Origin of the sequence: Paenibacillus andongensis, from assembly GCF_025369935.1 — a bacterium.
GTDB classification, from domain to species: domain Bacteria; phylum Bacillota; class Bacilli; order Paenibacillales; family NBRC-103111; genus Paenibacillus_E; species Paenibacillus_E andongensis.
In genome coordinates, this window is record NZ_CP104467.1 from 7,625,362 (window position 1) to 7,639,302 (window position 13,941).

Sequence of the window (13,941 nt, forward strand, 5' to 3'; positions counted from 1 at the left end):
CCTGCCTTTTATTCCCTGCCCGCAAAAGCAAAAGAGCCCTCTACGTCTTCATAGACGTAAAAGGCTCTTAATTTGTTTCACGATGTTAATTCCACTAGAGTACGGAAAGAGTGGGAGTCGAACCCACGCACGCCTCGCGACGCCTAACTGATTTCGAGTCAGCCCCCTTGGACCACTTGGGTACCTTTCCATGAAAAGCGAGAACAGGACTTATTGTATCAAAAAAGTCAGGCTCTCGCAAGTGTTTTTCCTGAACCATTTTAGGAGGATTCTTCTTGTATCTCTGTATTCGATCGGAGCACTTTTTTTAACTTACTTTCGAACTTCGTTCTCGGCACTAACACACTGTGTTTACAGCCTACACATTTGATCCGAATATCCATGCCCATCCGAATGATTTCCATTTCATTGGTGCCACACGGATGGGGCTTTTTCATTTGCACAATATCGCCAAGTTGATACTGCTTCTTCTCCATACGTCTGTCACCGCCTTTTCCGAATTTATGGACATGATCTTCTTGAGTTATAGCACTTCTATTTGCGTGATATTGAGCTGCTTCTTAATCTCGATGTTCAAAAGTCTAGTGACATTAAATTGTCTTGTTGGCTTGCACTCCGCGATAATGCGAATTTTCAAATCCGCCGTACCCACCATCTGAACACCAAGCACCTCAGGCTCTTTCACGATATCATCGGTAAGCAGTTGAACATGCTTCACCGTTTCCTTGAGTATTTCTGTCGCTTTATCAATATCCAAATGAAGAGGAATCGTTACATCGACTACAGCAAGTGAATTGTAGGTAGAAAAATTAGTGACTTGTTTGATATTCCCGTTTGGAATAATATGTACTTCACCGGTCCAACTCTTGATCCGCGTTACTCTAATCCCGATTTCTTCTACTGTACCTTTGAATGAATCAATCTGAATGACATCTCCCACCCCGAATTGATCCTCAAATATGATGAAGAATCCTGTTATTACATCTTTCACCAAACTCTGTGCCCCGAAACCTATCGCTAGCCCAAGTACACCTGCTCCAGCTAATAAAGGTCCTATATTTAAACCCACTTGCCCTAGTATCAGCATAATGCATATGAGATTGATCGTATAGGCTATTAAATTATGTATGAGACTACCTATTGTGTTCGTTCTTCTTCTATCAAATTTCAACGGAGACTTGTCTCTTGCTGACATCATATGAGCAATTGTTTTATCAGCGATTTTTATGCAAATTTTAGCTACTACATAGATTAATATAATTTTAACGACAATCCAAAATATCGAAGCTATCATTTCTGGCTTAGTTATATGTTCGTGTATCCATTGACTTAAATCCGTAAAAAATTTGGTTACAAAGGCCATGTTCAGCCCCCCCTTACTTTCATTCCATCGTAACATATTTATCCTCATTTTTAAAATAGATGCCTCTGATTTCCACATTTTCAGAATGAATAATGTCTCTTACTTGTTCTAAATTCTCTCCAGGGAATTCGATAGACAGTGCACAGCCCGCTGTGATTTCTTTCGGAGTCGGTCTTATGTCGATCTCGATATCTGCGTACTCTAGCAGCATTTCTGCCCTCAGTGCTTGTTGAGTAGAATCGAACGCTAGCAACATGATTGAAAGTTTCAGGGAAAGTCCCCCTCTTCTACGTATAAATGTCCCTATCTCTCCATATACTAGTAAAAAAAGTAGCAACATTTGGAGGGATACGATGAAATTCCAATTTGGTTTCGATGGAGTGAAAAATGCGGTTCTAGAACCGCTAAAGATTCAACATACAGATGCCGATACCCCTTTTCTTCTCTCAAAGCATTTACACACCATCTTTAGCAAACTACCAACCTATCAACCTATCGTCATCATATGTGTTGGAACCGATCGTTCTACTGGTGATTCCTTGGGGCCACTAGTTGGCTCTCATTTGAACCGAACAACCAACCTCCGCAACCTCCATCTTTTCGGCACTTTAGATGAGCCTGTCCATGCTATGAATTTAGCTGAAACCGTGGATAAAATCCATAACCAGTTTCAAAACCCTTTCATCGTTGCCATCGATGCTTGCCTTGGTCAAGTTTCCAGCGTCGGTTGCATTCAGGTTGCAGATGGACCTCTTAAACCCGGCGCCGGTGTTAATAAAGATTTGCCTCCAGTTGGTGACATTCATGTTACCGGAATTGTAAATGTCGGTGGATTTATGGAATATTTCGTTCTGCAAAACACGCGGCTTAGCTTAGTTATGAATATGGCCAACATTATTGGTGATGCCCTTCATTCTGCTTTGCGTCGCACACAATCTTATACACCTAATGCTACGGCTGCTTTAAAGTTTGATTAATCGCTTCTTTTTCTTCTGGGCTTAGCGTATAAGTTGATTGTGCATTCTGAATTGGTTTGGCATACAAATACATTTGCTCACGGCTATGTATTCCTGTTAGAATAACCCCGTCTTGATAATCATCCAATATGGCAATCGTAAAACTCAAATCACTACCGCCTTCATTGAAGGCATTATAGCGATGGATGGCGAGTTTTGACTTCGTCTTCATCAATGCTTGACGAATCGTTTCAACTTTGGCTGAAGTCGCTACTGATTCGGCCTTTTGCTCGTTCAATCCATTTTGCATCTCAATCAGGAGCTGTTCCATATTTTCTGCTTTTGAACCGTTCATCATTTGTGTATACTTCTTACGCAAGGACGATAATTTAATGGATACAATAAATATAAAAATAAATAGCACAACGATTAATGCGAAACATGTTAATACGATGACCCCACTATCAATGCCAAACAGTTCCCCCATGATTTATCCCTCTTTCTACTTCGCATACTGCGTTTGAATCTCTTTAACAGCATCAATCAAGGCTTTCACTTCATGATCCGTTGTGTAATAGCCAATACTCGCTCTAACCGCACCTTTGGCTAAAGTACCAGCAGCTTCATGCGCAAGTGGCGTACAATGATAGCCTGAACGAACGGCAATTTGAAAAGATTGGTCCAGGATAAAAGCCACTTCCGATGAATCCACATCGTTGATATTGAAAGAAACAATTCCTGTTTTATTTTGTCCAAGCATCGGCCCAAGAATCGTGACTCCTTCAATTCCCAGTAGCCCTTCCATCAGGAGCTGAGTTTGACGCCACTCTTTCTCATGAATCTTTTCTACCGTTTCAGCCAATACGAATTTCACACCTTCATTCAATCCCGCGATTCCAACTGTGTTTTGCGTCCCAGCTTCATAGCGATCCGGACGCACAGTGGGTTGGTGTATGGCCTCCGATTGACTCCCCGTACCACCATGTAATAGCGGCTCTAAATCTATGTCCGGATGAATGTATAACCCACCTGTCCCCTGAGGCCCCAGGAGCCCCTTGTGGCCCGGAAATGCCAACATGTCGATATTCATACTCGCCACATCAATAGGCAGTATACCGGCGCTCTGAGCCGCGTCAACGAGCAGTCTGGCGCCTTTAGCGCGGCTGATGTCTCCTATTTCGCTTACTGGCATAATGGTTCCCAAAAGGTTAGAACTGTGATTGACAACAACCAGGGTTGTATTAGGTTGAAATACCTTCTTCAACTCTTCTAATCGAATATTCCCTTGTTCATCACTAGGGATATATGTAAGCTCAACATTAGCTGTAGCCTTCAAATATTCAAGCGGTCTACGCACGGAGTTATGCTCGATATTGGTGCATATCACATGGTCCCCAGCTTTTACGAAGCCCTTGATCGCTTGATTCAGCGCATGGGTTGTATTTAATGCAAACGAGATATCATTAGGGTTTCTTATCCCAAATAAACGTGCCGTATTTTTTCGAGTCTCAAATAATACCCTGCTGGCTTTAACTGCCATCTGATGACTGCCTCTGCCTGGATTGGCTGCGAACTCATGCATATTTTGCAACATGGCATCCATAACTGCAGGCGGTTTCGGCCACGAAGATGCGGCTTGGTCAAAATACATAACACCCTTCATTTTATCACCCTCTCTTATCGATAAACAGCTTACGCAGTCCTTAATGACGAGCACGCTTGATAAGGTTGGTGCGAAGCACGCTAAGTTGTAAACTTACTCCTTACTCATAAATATAGCATACCTTAGTTTGATCTTTCAGTTCGAAAGAAAACCATCGGTATGCTATCTAATTTTAAGAGATTTTACCTTGAAGTAATTCTAGTAGACGGTTTAAATCGTCTTTAGAATAATAGAGGAGTTCAATCTTACCTTTATCCTGTTGATGTTTGATTTTCACCGTCGTACGATAAATATCTCTCAACTGATCTTCGGCTTGATTAATGTATGGATCTCTATTCTTCTCTTTTTGCTTACTTCTTTCTTTTTCTTGCCCTGGTGTCTCTTCCAACGTTTTCACAGCTTCTTCTAGCTCACGTACACTCCACTGTTTACTAATCGTTGTTTCTGCGAGTTCTTTCTTCAACTTATCATCCTTCACACCGACAATGGCTCTTGCATGTCCCATTGATAATGTTCCACGTGAAACATATTGTTTGATGGATTCTGGAAGTTGTAGTAATCTCAGAAAGTTAGCAATATGTGATCTACTCTTTCCAACCTTAGCAGAAAGCTCTTCTTGTGTAAGAGAAAACTGATCAATAATTCCTTGATAAGCAAATGCTATTTCCATCGCATTAAGATCTTCACGTTGTACGTTCTCAATCAAAGCGATTTCCATGACTTGCTGATCGGAGAAGTTTCTTTCAACAGCAGGTATCGTCGCTATCCCTGTTACTTGTGAAGCACGGAATCTCCGTTCACCCGCAATGATCTCGTAACCCTTTAGAACTTTACGAACGATAATCGGTTGAATAACACCATGTTCTTTGATTGAATCGGCTAATTCTCTAATACTATCTTCATTGAAATTTTTTCTAGGTTGATAAGGGTTTGCTCTCAATTGGGATAATGGAATTTGGATTACTTTATCACTTTCATCAATATGTAAAGAAGTAATTAAAGCATCCAATCCCTTACCTAAACCTTTAGAAAGGCCTTTGGTCATACAGAGATCACTTCCTTCGCAAGCTCTAAATACACTTCCGCGCCTTTTGATCTAGGATCATACGTAATAATGGATTGTCCATGACTGGGCGCTTCACTTAAGCGAACATTTCTTGGAATAATCGTTTGGTAAACTTTCGTTTGGAAGTATTTCTTTACTTCTTCAATAACCTGTATACCAAGGTTAGTTCTTGCATCGAACATAGTTAACAATACACCTTCAATTTGAAGCCCTGTATTAAGATGCTTTTGAACTAAGCGAACGGTATTGAGCAATTGGCTTAATCCTTCAAGCGCATAGTATTCACATTGAATTGGGATAATGACAGAATCGGCAGCAGTTAATGAGTTAATGGTTAGAAGGCCTAGTGACGGAGGACAATCAATCAGGATGTAATCATATAAATGCTTCACTAACTGGAGGGATTTCTTTAATCGTACTTCCCTTGAAATCGTCGGAACTAGTTCTATTTCAGCTCCTGCTAACTGAATCGTTGCAGGTACTATTTTGAGATTTGGAACATTGGTATCAACCGTTGCATCTTTGGGGTGAACATCATTAATAAGTACATCATAGATACAATTAACAACATCCGCTTTGTTTACACCAATACCGCTTGTTGTATTGCCCTGCGGGTCGATGTCAACGAGAAGCACTCTTTTCCCTAAAGAGGCTAGTGAAGCACCTAAATTCACAGAAGTTGTCGTCTTACCGACGCCACCTTTCTGATTTGTTATTGCTATTATTTTAGACAAAACCATTTCACCTCAATCGCTTATGTTCCAAATGCCATACTAAAGCAGTATTACTATCTTATCATATCTATGGCCTAGTTACCTTATCAATATTTGATAGATTATGTCCATAAGATGCAAAAAAACGGCTTGCGCCGTTTAAGGTAGCAATAAATGCTTTATTATCGTTTAGGAATCTTAATTATAATTTCGTAATGATCATCATGATCTTGCTCAGACGTATTAATGTTTAAACCGGAACTCGAAACCATCTCAACGGATTGACGGATTGTGTTTAATGCTAAGCGAACATCTTTCGTAAAAGAGACACGACGAGATTTCTTAATCTTAGTAGCTTCCTTTAAGAAATTAATTTTAATTTCTGTTTGTTTTACATTCAACTCTTTGGCGATAATCTCTTCGAGTACTTTAACTTGCAGATCTTCTTGATCAAGTGCCAATAATGCTCTGGCATGACGTTCAGTAATCTTTCGTTCCATTAATGCCATCTTAACTGGTTCGCTTAGATGTAATAATCGGATCTTATTTGCAATCGTCGATTGACTTTTACCAAGACGCTGCGCTAAGCTTTCTTGCGTTAAATCATGCATCTCTATTAATTGTTGGTAAGCAGCCGCCTCTTCAATTGCAGTAAGTCCTTCACGCTGTAAATTTTCAATAAGAGCAATAGATGCTGCTTGAGAATCGTTGAAATCACGTACAATCGCAGGGATTGTATCAAGACCGAGCTTTTTAACAGCTCTTAGACGTCGTTCACCAGCAATCAACTCGAACGTGTTGTTTTTAACTCTAACAACAATGGGCTGAATGATGCCATGTGTTCGAATGGTTTGCATAAGTTCATCTATTCGATCATCATCAAACAACAACCTTGGCTGATAAGGACTTGGAATAATACTATTCACCGATATGTTCTTGACCTCGTCAGTCGTTGATCGATCTGTTAGGCCAAATAGCTTTGAAATTTGTTCTTTCATAGGAAAACTTACCACCAACTCTTCCCGTAGTTTAAGCGACCAAAATGATCCAAAGATAGACGACCTCTTCGTCCTACACAAGGATAAACGGTACCTTCGTCCGTTTGGGACGAGTGCGTTTGTCAAGGTTGATGCGAAGCAAAAGTATTAATCTATACTTTCTTTTCAACGAACGAAAACATTTTACCAGTATTACGTCGAAGTATGACTAGTGCAATCTCATCAAAATACTTACTTACTAGAATAAATTCACTCTATTATTAATTCAACATAGAGTCGATATTTCCTTCTATTTGACCTTCGAAACCATGTAAATGTTTCACGTGGAACAAATTCACAATTTGACCAAAGGCTCTTTCAATGGGATGCCTGCTTTTCTAGGATACTTAGCGGGAGTCGATGAAAGTTTGTGAATCTCCACAAAATGTCGGATCGATTCTTCGATTGGTAGCTGCATACGATTCACCTTAACGACTTTCCCTCTCAACTCTGCTAAACTGAAAGAAGCCTCACTAAGTTCCTCATCAATCTCTGAACCTTTCATCGCAATGAACGTTCCGCCCTTCTTAACAAAAGGTAGACAAAATTCATTTAAAACCTGCAATCGCGCAACAGCCCTTGCAGTAACCAAATCAAATTGATCACGATACTTTGATAGTCTAGCAATGTCTTCTGCTCTACCATGAACACATTCGGTATCCATAAGACCTAGTTGCGCAACTAACTCTCTTAAAAACAAGATGCGTTTATTCAAAGAATCCACAATCGTAATTTTAAGATGCGGAAAAGCAATTTTTAAAGGGATACTCGGAAATCCAGCTCCAGAGCCAATATCAGCAACAGTTGATACTTCTCCCACATTATAATTAAAAGAAACAGAGAGAGAGTCATAGAAATGTTTTAAATAAACTTGATCTCTCTCTGTAATACCTGTCAGATTCATTTTCTCGTTCCACTCTACAAGAGTCTTGTAATACAACTCAAATTGATCAAGCTGTCGTGTAGAAAGAGAAATTTGTTGTTTTTCTAATAACTGAACGAATTGTTGTTGAATAGCATCCATGGATTAACCTCTAGCCGCAATGATTCTGTTGTAATGTTCCAAATAAACAAGCAGGATAGAAATATCCGAAGGTGTAACGCCACCAATACGAGATGCCTGACCAATAGAAATCGGCCGAATTTTAGCTAACTTCTGCTTAGCTTCTGTCGCAATCCCGTGGATTTCGCTATACTCGATGTCATCAGGAATTTTCTTCTTTTCCATCTTACGTAACCGTTCAACTTGATTGCTTTGTTTTTCGATATAACCAGCATATTTTACTTGAATTCCTACTTGTTCCTTCATTTCATCGTCAAGTTCAAGCGGAGAAGGAGTCATTTGCTCAATATGCTTATATTCAATCTCAGGACGACGAAGCAAGGAAATGGCTGGTACAGAATTGTTCAACTGCACACTTTCCAGACTTGCTAGTAATTCCTGCACATGAGGTTCAGGTTTAACCTTTACCTCAGCCAAACGTTCAATTTCTTGATCAATCAAAGCTTTTTTATTTAAAAATGCAGCATATCGTTCGTCTGAAATAAGCCCGATTTCATGACCAATTGGTGTAAGTCTTAAGTCAGCATTATCATGACGAAGAAGCAAACGATATTCAGCGCGTGATGTAAGTAAACGATAAGGTTCATTCGTCCCCTTCGTTACAAGATCATCAATCAAAACGCCGATATATCCTTCCGATCTATCTAGAACGATTGCTTCTTTCTCTTGCACTTTACGAGCTGCATTAATTCCAGCCATAACCCCTTGACCAGCAGCTTCTTCGTATCCCGATGTTCCATTAATTTGCCCAGCAGTGAATAATCCACTTACTAATTTCGTCTCCAAAGAAGGTTTCAGTTGCGTAGGTACTACTGCATCATATTCTATGGCATAACCGGTACGCATCATTTCGACTTTCTCTAATCCAGGGATTGAACGCAGGATACCTAATTGAACATCTTCTGGCATGCTGGTTGATAACCCTTGAACATAATATTCCGAAGTATTACGTCCCTCTGGTTCTAGAAAAATTTGATGCTTAGGTTTATCAGCAAATCGAACTATTTTATCTTCAATAGATGGGCAATATCTTGGCCCTGTGCCTTCAATAGCTCCTGAGAACATCGGAGCACGGTGTAAATTAGAATTAATAATGTTGTGCGTTTCCTCAGATGTGTATGTTAACCAACAAGGAAGCTGTTCACTGCCACTTATCTCTTCTTTAGTCTCAAAAGAGAAAAACTTAGGCTCATCATCACCCGGTTGAATTTCCGTCTTGCTAAAATCAATTGTATCTTTGTGAACGCGCGGCGGTGTCCCTGTTTTAAACCGAACAAGATCAAAACCGAGTTTACGCAAGGATTCCGATAATTTAACAGAAGGTTGTTGATTGTTGGGACCACTCTCATACATCAGCTCTCCCATAATAACTTTCCCTCTTAAATAAGTCCCTGTCGTTAACACGATTGCTTTAGAGTAGTATTCAGCACCTGTTTTCGTGATAACACCTTTACACACGCCACCTTCAACAATGAGCTCCTCGGCCATACCTTGACGTAACGTTAAGTTTGGAGTCGCTTCGATTGTTTCTTTCATTTTATGCTGATAAGCAAATTTGTCTGCTTGTGCACGCAGCGCGTGCACCGCGGGGCCTTTCCCTGTATTCAGCATGCGCATCTGAATATACGTTTTGTCGATGTTGCGACCCATTTCGCCACCAAGCGCATCAATCTCACGAACAACGTGGCCCTTCGCAGGACCACCAATAGATGGATTGCAAGGCATGAATGCGACCATGTCTAAATTAATCGTTAATAAAAGCGTATTACAACCCATGCGTGCTGAGGCAAGTGCAGATTCACAACCTGCATGTCCAGCGCCGATGACAATAACATCATAATCACCTGCATGATATCCCATAATAAACGTCCCTCCCTCTTTTATGAAAACGCAAATGCTGTCGTTTTCATTTTCCTAAGCAAAATTGTGTAAATATTTGATCGATCAATGATTCTCCTACTGAATCGCCAATAATTTCTCCCAGCTGCTCCCAAGCAGCTCGAATATCAATTTGTATCATATCAATAGGTACATATTGTTCATTAGCATCAAGTGCATCTTGTAACGAACGTTTAGCTTGCTTCAATAGTGAAATATGACGAACATTGCTAACATACGTCAAATCACTTGATTCTAGTTTACCCTCAAAAAAAATCGCCGCGATCGCTTTTTCTAAATCTTCAATACCCTTATTCTCAATCAGAGATAACTCAACAATACGTTCCTGTGGAAAATAACTCAGAACTTGTTCGACATTCAATTTTCTAGTTAAATCCGTCTTATTCAAAATGACAATCGTTTGTTTATCTGCTAATTGTTTCATCAGCGCTATTTCATCGAACTGAAGCTCTTCATTACTATTCAGAACTAGTAGAATAAGATCTGCTTCAGCTAATGCAGTCTTAGAACGCTCAACTCCGATTTGTTCAACAAGATCTGAAGTTTCCCTAATGCCCGCAGTATCCAGCAGCTTCAAAGGAATGCCACCAATATTCACGAATTCCTCAATGACATCCCTTGTTGTACCTGGAATATCCGTAACAATTGCACGATTCTCCTGCGCTAATTCATTAAGAAGAGATGATTTGCCGACATTTGGCTTACCGACAATGGCTGTTTCAATACCTTCTCGCAATATCTTCCCTTGCTCCGCGGTTACCAAAAGACGGTCAATTTCAAACATAACCGCATCACATTTGTTCTTTATGAAACTGTTCGTCATTTCTTCCACATCATGCTCAGGGTAATCAATATTCACTTCAACATGAGCCATCAATTCCACTAATGTATAACGTAAAGATTTGATTTGCTTCGACAAGTTTCCTTCGACTTGCTTCAAAGCTACCTTGAACGCTCTATCCGATTTGGCCCGGATTAAATCGATCACCGCTTCAGCCTGGGTCAGATCTATCCGACCATTCAAGAAAGCTCGCTTCGTGAACTCGCCGGGTTCGGCTAACCGAACTCCTTGCTGAAGCAGCAAATCAAGAACTTTCTTAACGGAAACTATACCCCCGTGACAGCTTACCTCCACGACATCTTCCATCGTAAATGAACGTGGAGCTTTCATTAACGTAACTAGAACCTCCTCTACCTTTTGGGCAGAAGCAGGTTCTATTATGAATCCATAATGTACCGTATGCGTCTCAGCAACAGATAATTTCGTTTTTGAGCGAAAAATACGTTCCACGAATGGGACGGCTTCGTCTCCGCTCACACGAATAACCGCTATCCCACCCTCACCAAGCGGTGTAGAAATAGCAGCAATCGTATCATTTAACATAGTATTTACACCTCGAATTTACCTCATCTTAAAGAAAAAGCAATGACATGATCAAAGTCATTGCGGTAGCGTTATTTGACAGCGATAACCACCCGACGGTTCGGTTCTTCGCCTTTACTGTATGTTTTTACAACGGGATGTCCTTGTAATTCAGCATGAATAATCTTTCGTTCCTGAGAATTCATAGGCTCAAGAATCACTTCTTTTTTGGACTTAATTACACGATTAGCGAGCCTAACTGCGAGCTCCTCCAACGTCTTTTTACGTCTATCCCTGAAATTTTCCGCATCTAAGATAATACGAAAATGAGAATTCGCATACCGGTTTGCAACGATATTCACCAAATACTGCAAAGCATCCAGTGTTTGTCCTCTTTTACCGATCAGAATCCCTAATTCAGAGCCACTCATATTCAAGATGAAGCCTTCACGATCTTTGCGAGTATCTATGGTGATGGAAATTTGCATCGCTTCGAACATATCTTGTAAGAAAGCAATGGCTTCCTCAAGTGGATCTGGAATCAATTCAAGCTCTACTTTAGCTTCTTTGGAACCAATAAATCCGAGAAACCCTCGAGAGGGATGCTCCAAAATATGAATGTTTACACGATCCTCGGAAACTTGCCATTGAGATAAACCGGATTTAACCGCTAGCTCAATAGTCTTTCCAGTCACCACAATTTTTTTCATTTGGACAAGCCACCCTTATTTTTTTGCCCCGCCTTTTGCGATGCAGGAGAACCATAAATAAAGTAAGACTGAACGATCGTAAAGATATTACCGAAGATCCAGTAAAGCGGAAGCGCAGCTGCGAAATTCATGGACATCACGAAAATCATAACAGGGAAAATATATAACAAACTTTTCATTTGTTGATTCATTTGGGAAGACATAAACATTTGTTGAACGAATGTCGTTGCCGCCGCTATCAAAGGAAGAATGTACAAGTGATCCGGTTGTCCAAGATTCATCCATAGGAAAGTATGTTCACGGATGTGGTCATTACGCATAATCGCTTGATAAAGAGCAATTAGAATTGGCATTTGAACAATGATTGGGAAACATCCTGCTAATGGATTCACACCATTTTGCTGAAACAGCTTCATTGTTTCTTCCTGCTGCTTCTTCGCATCATCTTTATACTTTTCTTTGAGCTTCTTCATCTCTGGCTGTAGATCTTGCATCCGTTTGGAACTTTTGTACTGCTTAAGCGTAAGCGGCAAAATAATTAAACGAATGATCAAGGTAACGACCATGATGGATAATCCGTATTGACCCCATAAATGATCAGCGAACCAGTCCAGCGTCATGGAAAGCGGGTACACAAAATATTTAACAAAAAAACCAGCGGTATTCGGATCAATAGGTGCCATAGCTGCACTTGTCGGACTACATCCGGACAGTAATAAGATCAACGCAGATAGTGAAGCTAGCATATAAATTCGACGAGTCAAAATGAGATCCTCCTAAATATCTTTTCCATCATAAACTATAACACATCTTCAGCTCGCAAGGAAATATTACGTTACTTTTTAATTCCATCATTTCTTTTTAATAAAGAAGCTTTGCGAATCACGTGCCAGATACTTTTCTCCATCTCGGCATACTCCATTTCAACCACTGGTTTTCTGGCCAATAAGATGTAGTCATAATGTGGCGTCATATTCTCTTTTTTCAAACGGATAATTTCCTTCATCATTCGTCTGAGCCGATTTCGAACGACAGCATTCCCTACCTTTTTACTCACAGACACGCCAAGGCGAAACTGTTCCAATTTAGGTTGGGGCAAATAATATAGAACGAATTGATGATTGGCCATCGATTTCCCATACCGGTATACCTTATTGAAGTCTTCTCTTTTAGCTAATCTATATTTTTTTTCCACGATTATGTACGCTCCAGACAGATGACTCCAAGATTAAATTAAGTTCTATACAATATTAGTTAGCTTATATAGTTTTAACAAAATTGTCCCCATATAAACCAATCGCATAAAATGCAAAAAAAAAAGCCCCTTCCGGAGCCTCATTTTTACGCGCTAAGAATTTTTCTTCCTTTAAGACGACGAGCTTGCAGAACTTTACGACCGTTCTTCGTGCTCATTCTTTTACGGAAACCATGATTCTTCTTACGCTTTCTCGTATTCGGGTTAAACGTCGGACCCATCTATAGCACCTCCCTACCTGAGGATATCCATCCTACAAAATTTCTACTACTCATTAAATCATTTTCACAGCAGAAAGTCAACCTACCCGAGCGTACAGGTGAAGAAGACATTTCTTCAGTAAAAATAAAAAAAAGAATAACCTGTGTATAAAATTTCACCTCTCCACAGAGAAGCTTGTCGAAAATTAACATAATATCAACAATATCTTGTGTTGTGAACAAAATCTATGCACAACTTGTTGTAAATGTGGATAATATCAAACAATCCGTTGATTAACAAGTAATCTTTTGATAAGATGATAATGTTTCTGTTGTGGATAGACACCACTAACTCTCCGACTTATCAACAACCTGTGGATAACAATGTGCACAATTTTCCCTCTACAAGAATAAGTCATATCAGCCGATCCTTAATAATGTGGATAAAATCGACAAAAATCGTCCTTTCTTGACCGCATCAGACATAAAGGTTCTTTTCGTTGTTAACCGAGCAAACTATATACAGATTTCGATTAAGCCGATCGTGTAATATGAAATGCTTATTTTCGAGATTTATCAATAAAGCATTTTAAACCGAACATATCTTCACTGGCCTTATGCCACATGTTTGATTTCAAAAGGAGTGAATTACT

Annotated in this window: 16 protein-coding genes and 1 tRNA gene; 1 reads left to right on the forward strand and 16 read right to left on the reverse strand. The window is 39.9% G+C overall.

Going from position 1 to position 13,941, the window contains the following annotated elements; all coding sequences use genetic code 11:
• Positions 1-102: 102 nt before the first annotated feature.
• From NYR53_RS34235 to NYR53_RS34250, 4 genes are all read right to left on the reverse strand, one after another.
• Positions 103-190, reverse strand: a tRNA-Ser gene (locus tag NYR53_RS34235).
• Positions 191-260: 70 nt separating this feature from the next.
• The gene (locus NYR53_RS34240; RefSeq protein ID WP_029196148.1) at positions 261-476 is read right to left on the reverse strand and encodes a DUF951 domain-containing protein; all 216 of its coding nucleotides are present in this window, start codon (positions 474-476) and stop codon (positions 261-263) included.
• 47 nt (positions 477-523) lie between these two features.
• Positions 524-1,363, reverse strand: a complete 840-nt coding sequence (locus NYR53_RS34245) for a mechanosensitive ion channel family protein (RefSeq protein WP_261303392.1) — start codon at positions 1,361-1,363, stop codon at positions 524-526.
• A gap of 19 nt (positions 1,364-1,382) precedes the next feature.
• Positions 1,383-1,619, reverse strand: coding sequence for a putative Se/S carrier protein (locus NYR53_RS34250; RefSeq protein ID WP_082615209.1), 237 nt, complete (start codon positions 1,617-1,619; stop codon positions 1,383-1,385).
• Positions 1,620-1,716: 97 nt separating this feature from the next.
• Between NYR53_RS34250 and yyaC the strand changes: the two genes are divergently transcribed.
• Complete coding sequence (gene yyaC, locus NYR53_RS34255; RefSeq protein ID WP_261303393.1) at positions 1,717-2,340, forward strand: spore protease YyaC; 624 nt, start codon at positions 1,717-1,719, stop codon at positions 2,338-2,340.
• Here yyaC and NYR53_RS34260 read toward each other — a convergent pair.
• From NYR53_RS34260 to rpmH, 12 genes are all read right to left on the reverse strand, one after another.
• Positions 2,315-2,806: a DUF4446 family protein gene (locus NYR53_RS34260; protein ID WP_261303394.1), complete on the reverse strand. Its 492-nt coding sequence runs from the start codon at positions 2,804-2,806 to the stop codon at positions 2,315-2,317. The genes yyaC and NYR53_RS34260 overlap by 26 nt on opposite strands.
• 15 nt (positions 2,807-2,821) lie before the next feature.
• Complete coding sequence (locus NYR53_RS34265; RefSeq protein WP_261303395.1) at positions 2,822-3,982, reverse strand: aminotransferase class V-fold PLP-dependent enzyme; 1,161 nt, start codon at positions 3,980-3,982, stop codon at positions 2,822-2,824.
• Positions 3,983-4,154: 172 nt separating this feature from the next.
• Positions 4,155-5,027, reverse strand: a complete 873-nt coding sequence (locus NYR53_RS34270; RefSeq protein ID WP_029196153.1) for a ParB/RepB/Spo0J family partition protein — start codon at positions 5,025-5,027, stop codon at positions 4,155-4,157.
• Positions 5,024-5,782 carry a ParA family protein gene (locus tag NYR53_RS34275; protein ID WP_029196154.1) on the reverse strand — a complete coding sequence of 253 codons (759 nt, stop codon included), beginning with the start codon at positions 5,780-5,782 and terminating at the stop codon, positions 5,024-5,026. The genes NYR53_RS34270 and NYR53_RS34275 overlap by 4 nt, the downstream gene beginning before the upstream one ends.
• 161 nt (positions 5,783-5,943) lie before the next feature.
• Entirely contained in the window at positions 5,944-6,759 is an 816-nt protein-coding gene (noc, locus tag NYR53_RS34280) for a nucleoid occlusion protein (protein ID WP_261303396.1), read from the reverse strand.
• 334 nt (positions 6,760-7,093) lie between these two features.
• Positions 7,094-7,822, reverse strand: coding sequence for a 16S rRNA (guanine(527)-N(7))-methyltransferase RsmG (gene rsmG / locus NYR53_RS34285; RefSeq protein WP_261303397.1), 729 nt, complete (start codon positions 7,820-7,822; stop codon positions 7,094-7,096).
• 3 nt (positions 7,823-7,825) lie between these two features.
• Positions 7,826-9,721, reverse strand: a complete 1,896-nt coding sequence (mnmG, locus tag NYR53_RS34290; protein WP_261303398.1) for a tRNA uridine-5-carboxymethylaminomethyl(34) synthesis enzyme MnmG — start codon at positions 9,719-9,721, stop codon at positions 7,826-7,828.
• A gap of 46 nt (positions 9,722-9,767) precedes the next feature.
• The gene (gene mnmE, locus NYR53_RS34295) at positions 9,768-11,144 is read right to left on the reverse strand and encodes a tRNA uridine-5-carboxymethylaminomethyl(34) synthesis GTPase MnmE (RefSeq protein ID WP_261303399.1); all 1,377 of its coding nucleotides are present in this window, start codon (positions 11,142-11,144) and stop codon (positions 9,768-9,770) included.
• Positions 11,145-11,215: 71 nt separating this feature from the next.
• Complete coding sequence (gene jag, locus NYR53_RS34300; RefSeq protein WP_261303400.1) at positions 11,216-11,833, reverse strand: RNA-binding cell elongation regulator Jag/EloR; 618 nt, start codon at positions 11,831-11,833, stop codon at positions 11,216-11,218.
• Entirely contained in the window at positions 11,830-12,597 is a 768-nt protein-coding gene (yidC, locus tag NYR53_RS34305; RefSeq protein WP_437180116.1) for a membrane protein insertase YidC, read from the reverse strand. The genes jag and yidC overlap by 4 nt, the downstream gene beginning before the upstream one ends.
• A 71-nt stretch (positions 12,598-12,668) precedes the next feature.
• A complete protein-coding gene (gene rnpA / locus NYR53_RS34310; RefSeq protein ID WP_261303401.1) occupies positions 12,669-13,028 on the reverse strand; it encodes a ribonuclease P protein component in 360 nt (119 codons plus the stop codon).
• A 146-nt stretch (positions 13,029-13,174) separates the two neighbouring features.
• On the reverse strand, positions 13,175-13,309 hold the full coding sequence (gene rpmH / locus NYR53_RS34315) for a 50S ribosomal protein L34 (protein ID WP_029196162.1): 135 nt from the start codon (positions 13,307-13,309) through the stop codon (positions 13,175-13,177).
• Between the last annotated feature and the right edge of the window lie 632 nt (positions 13,310-13,941).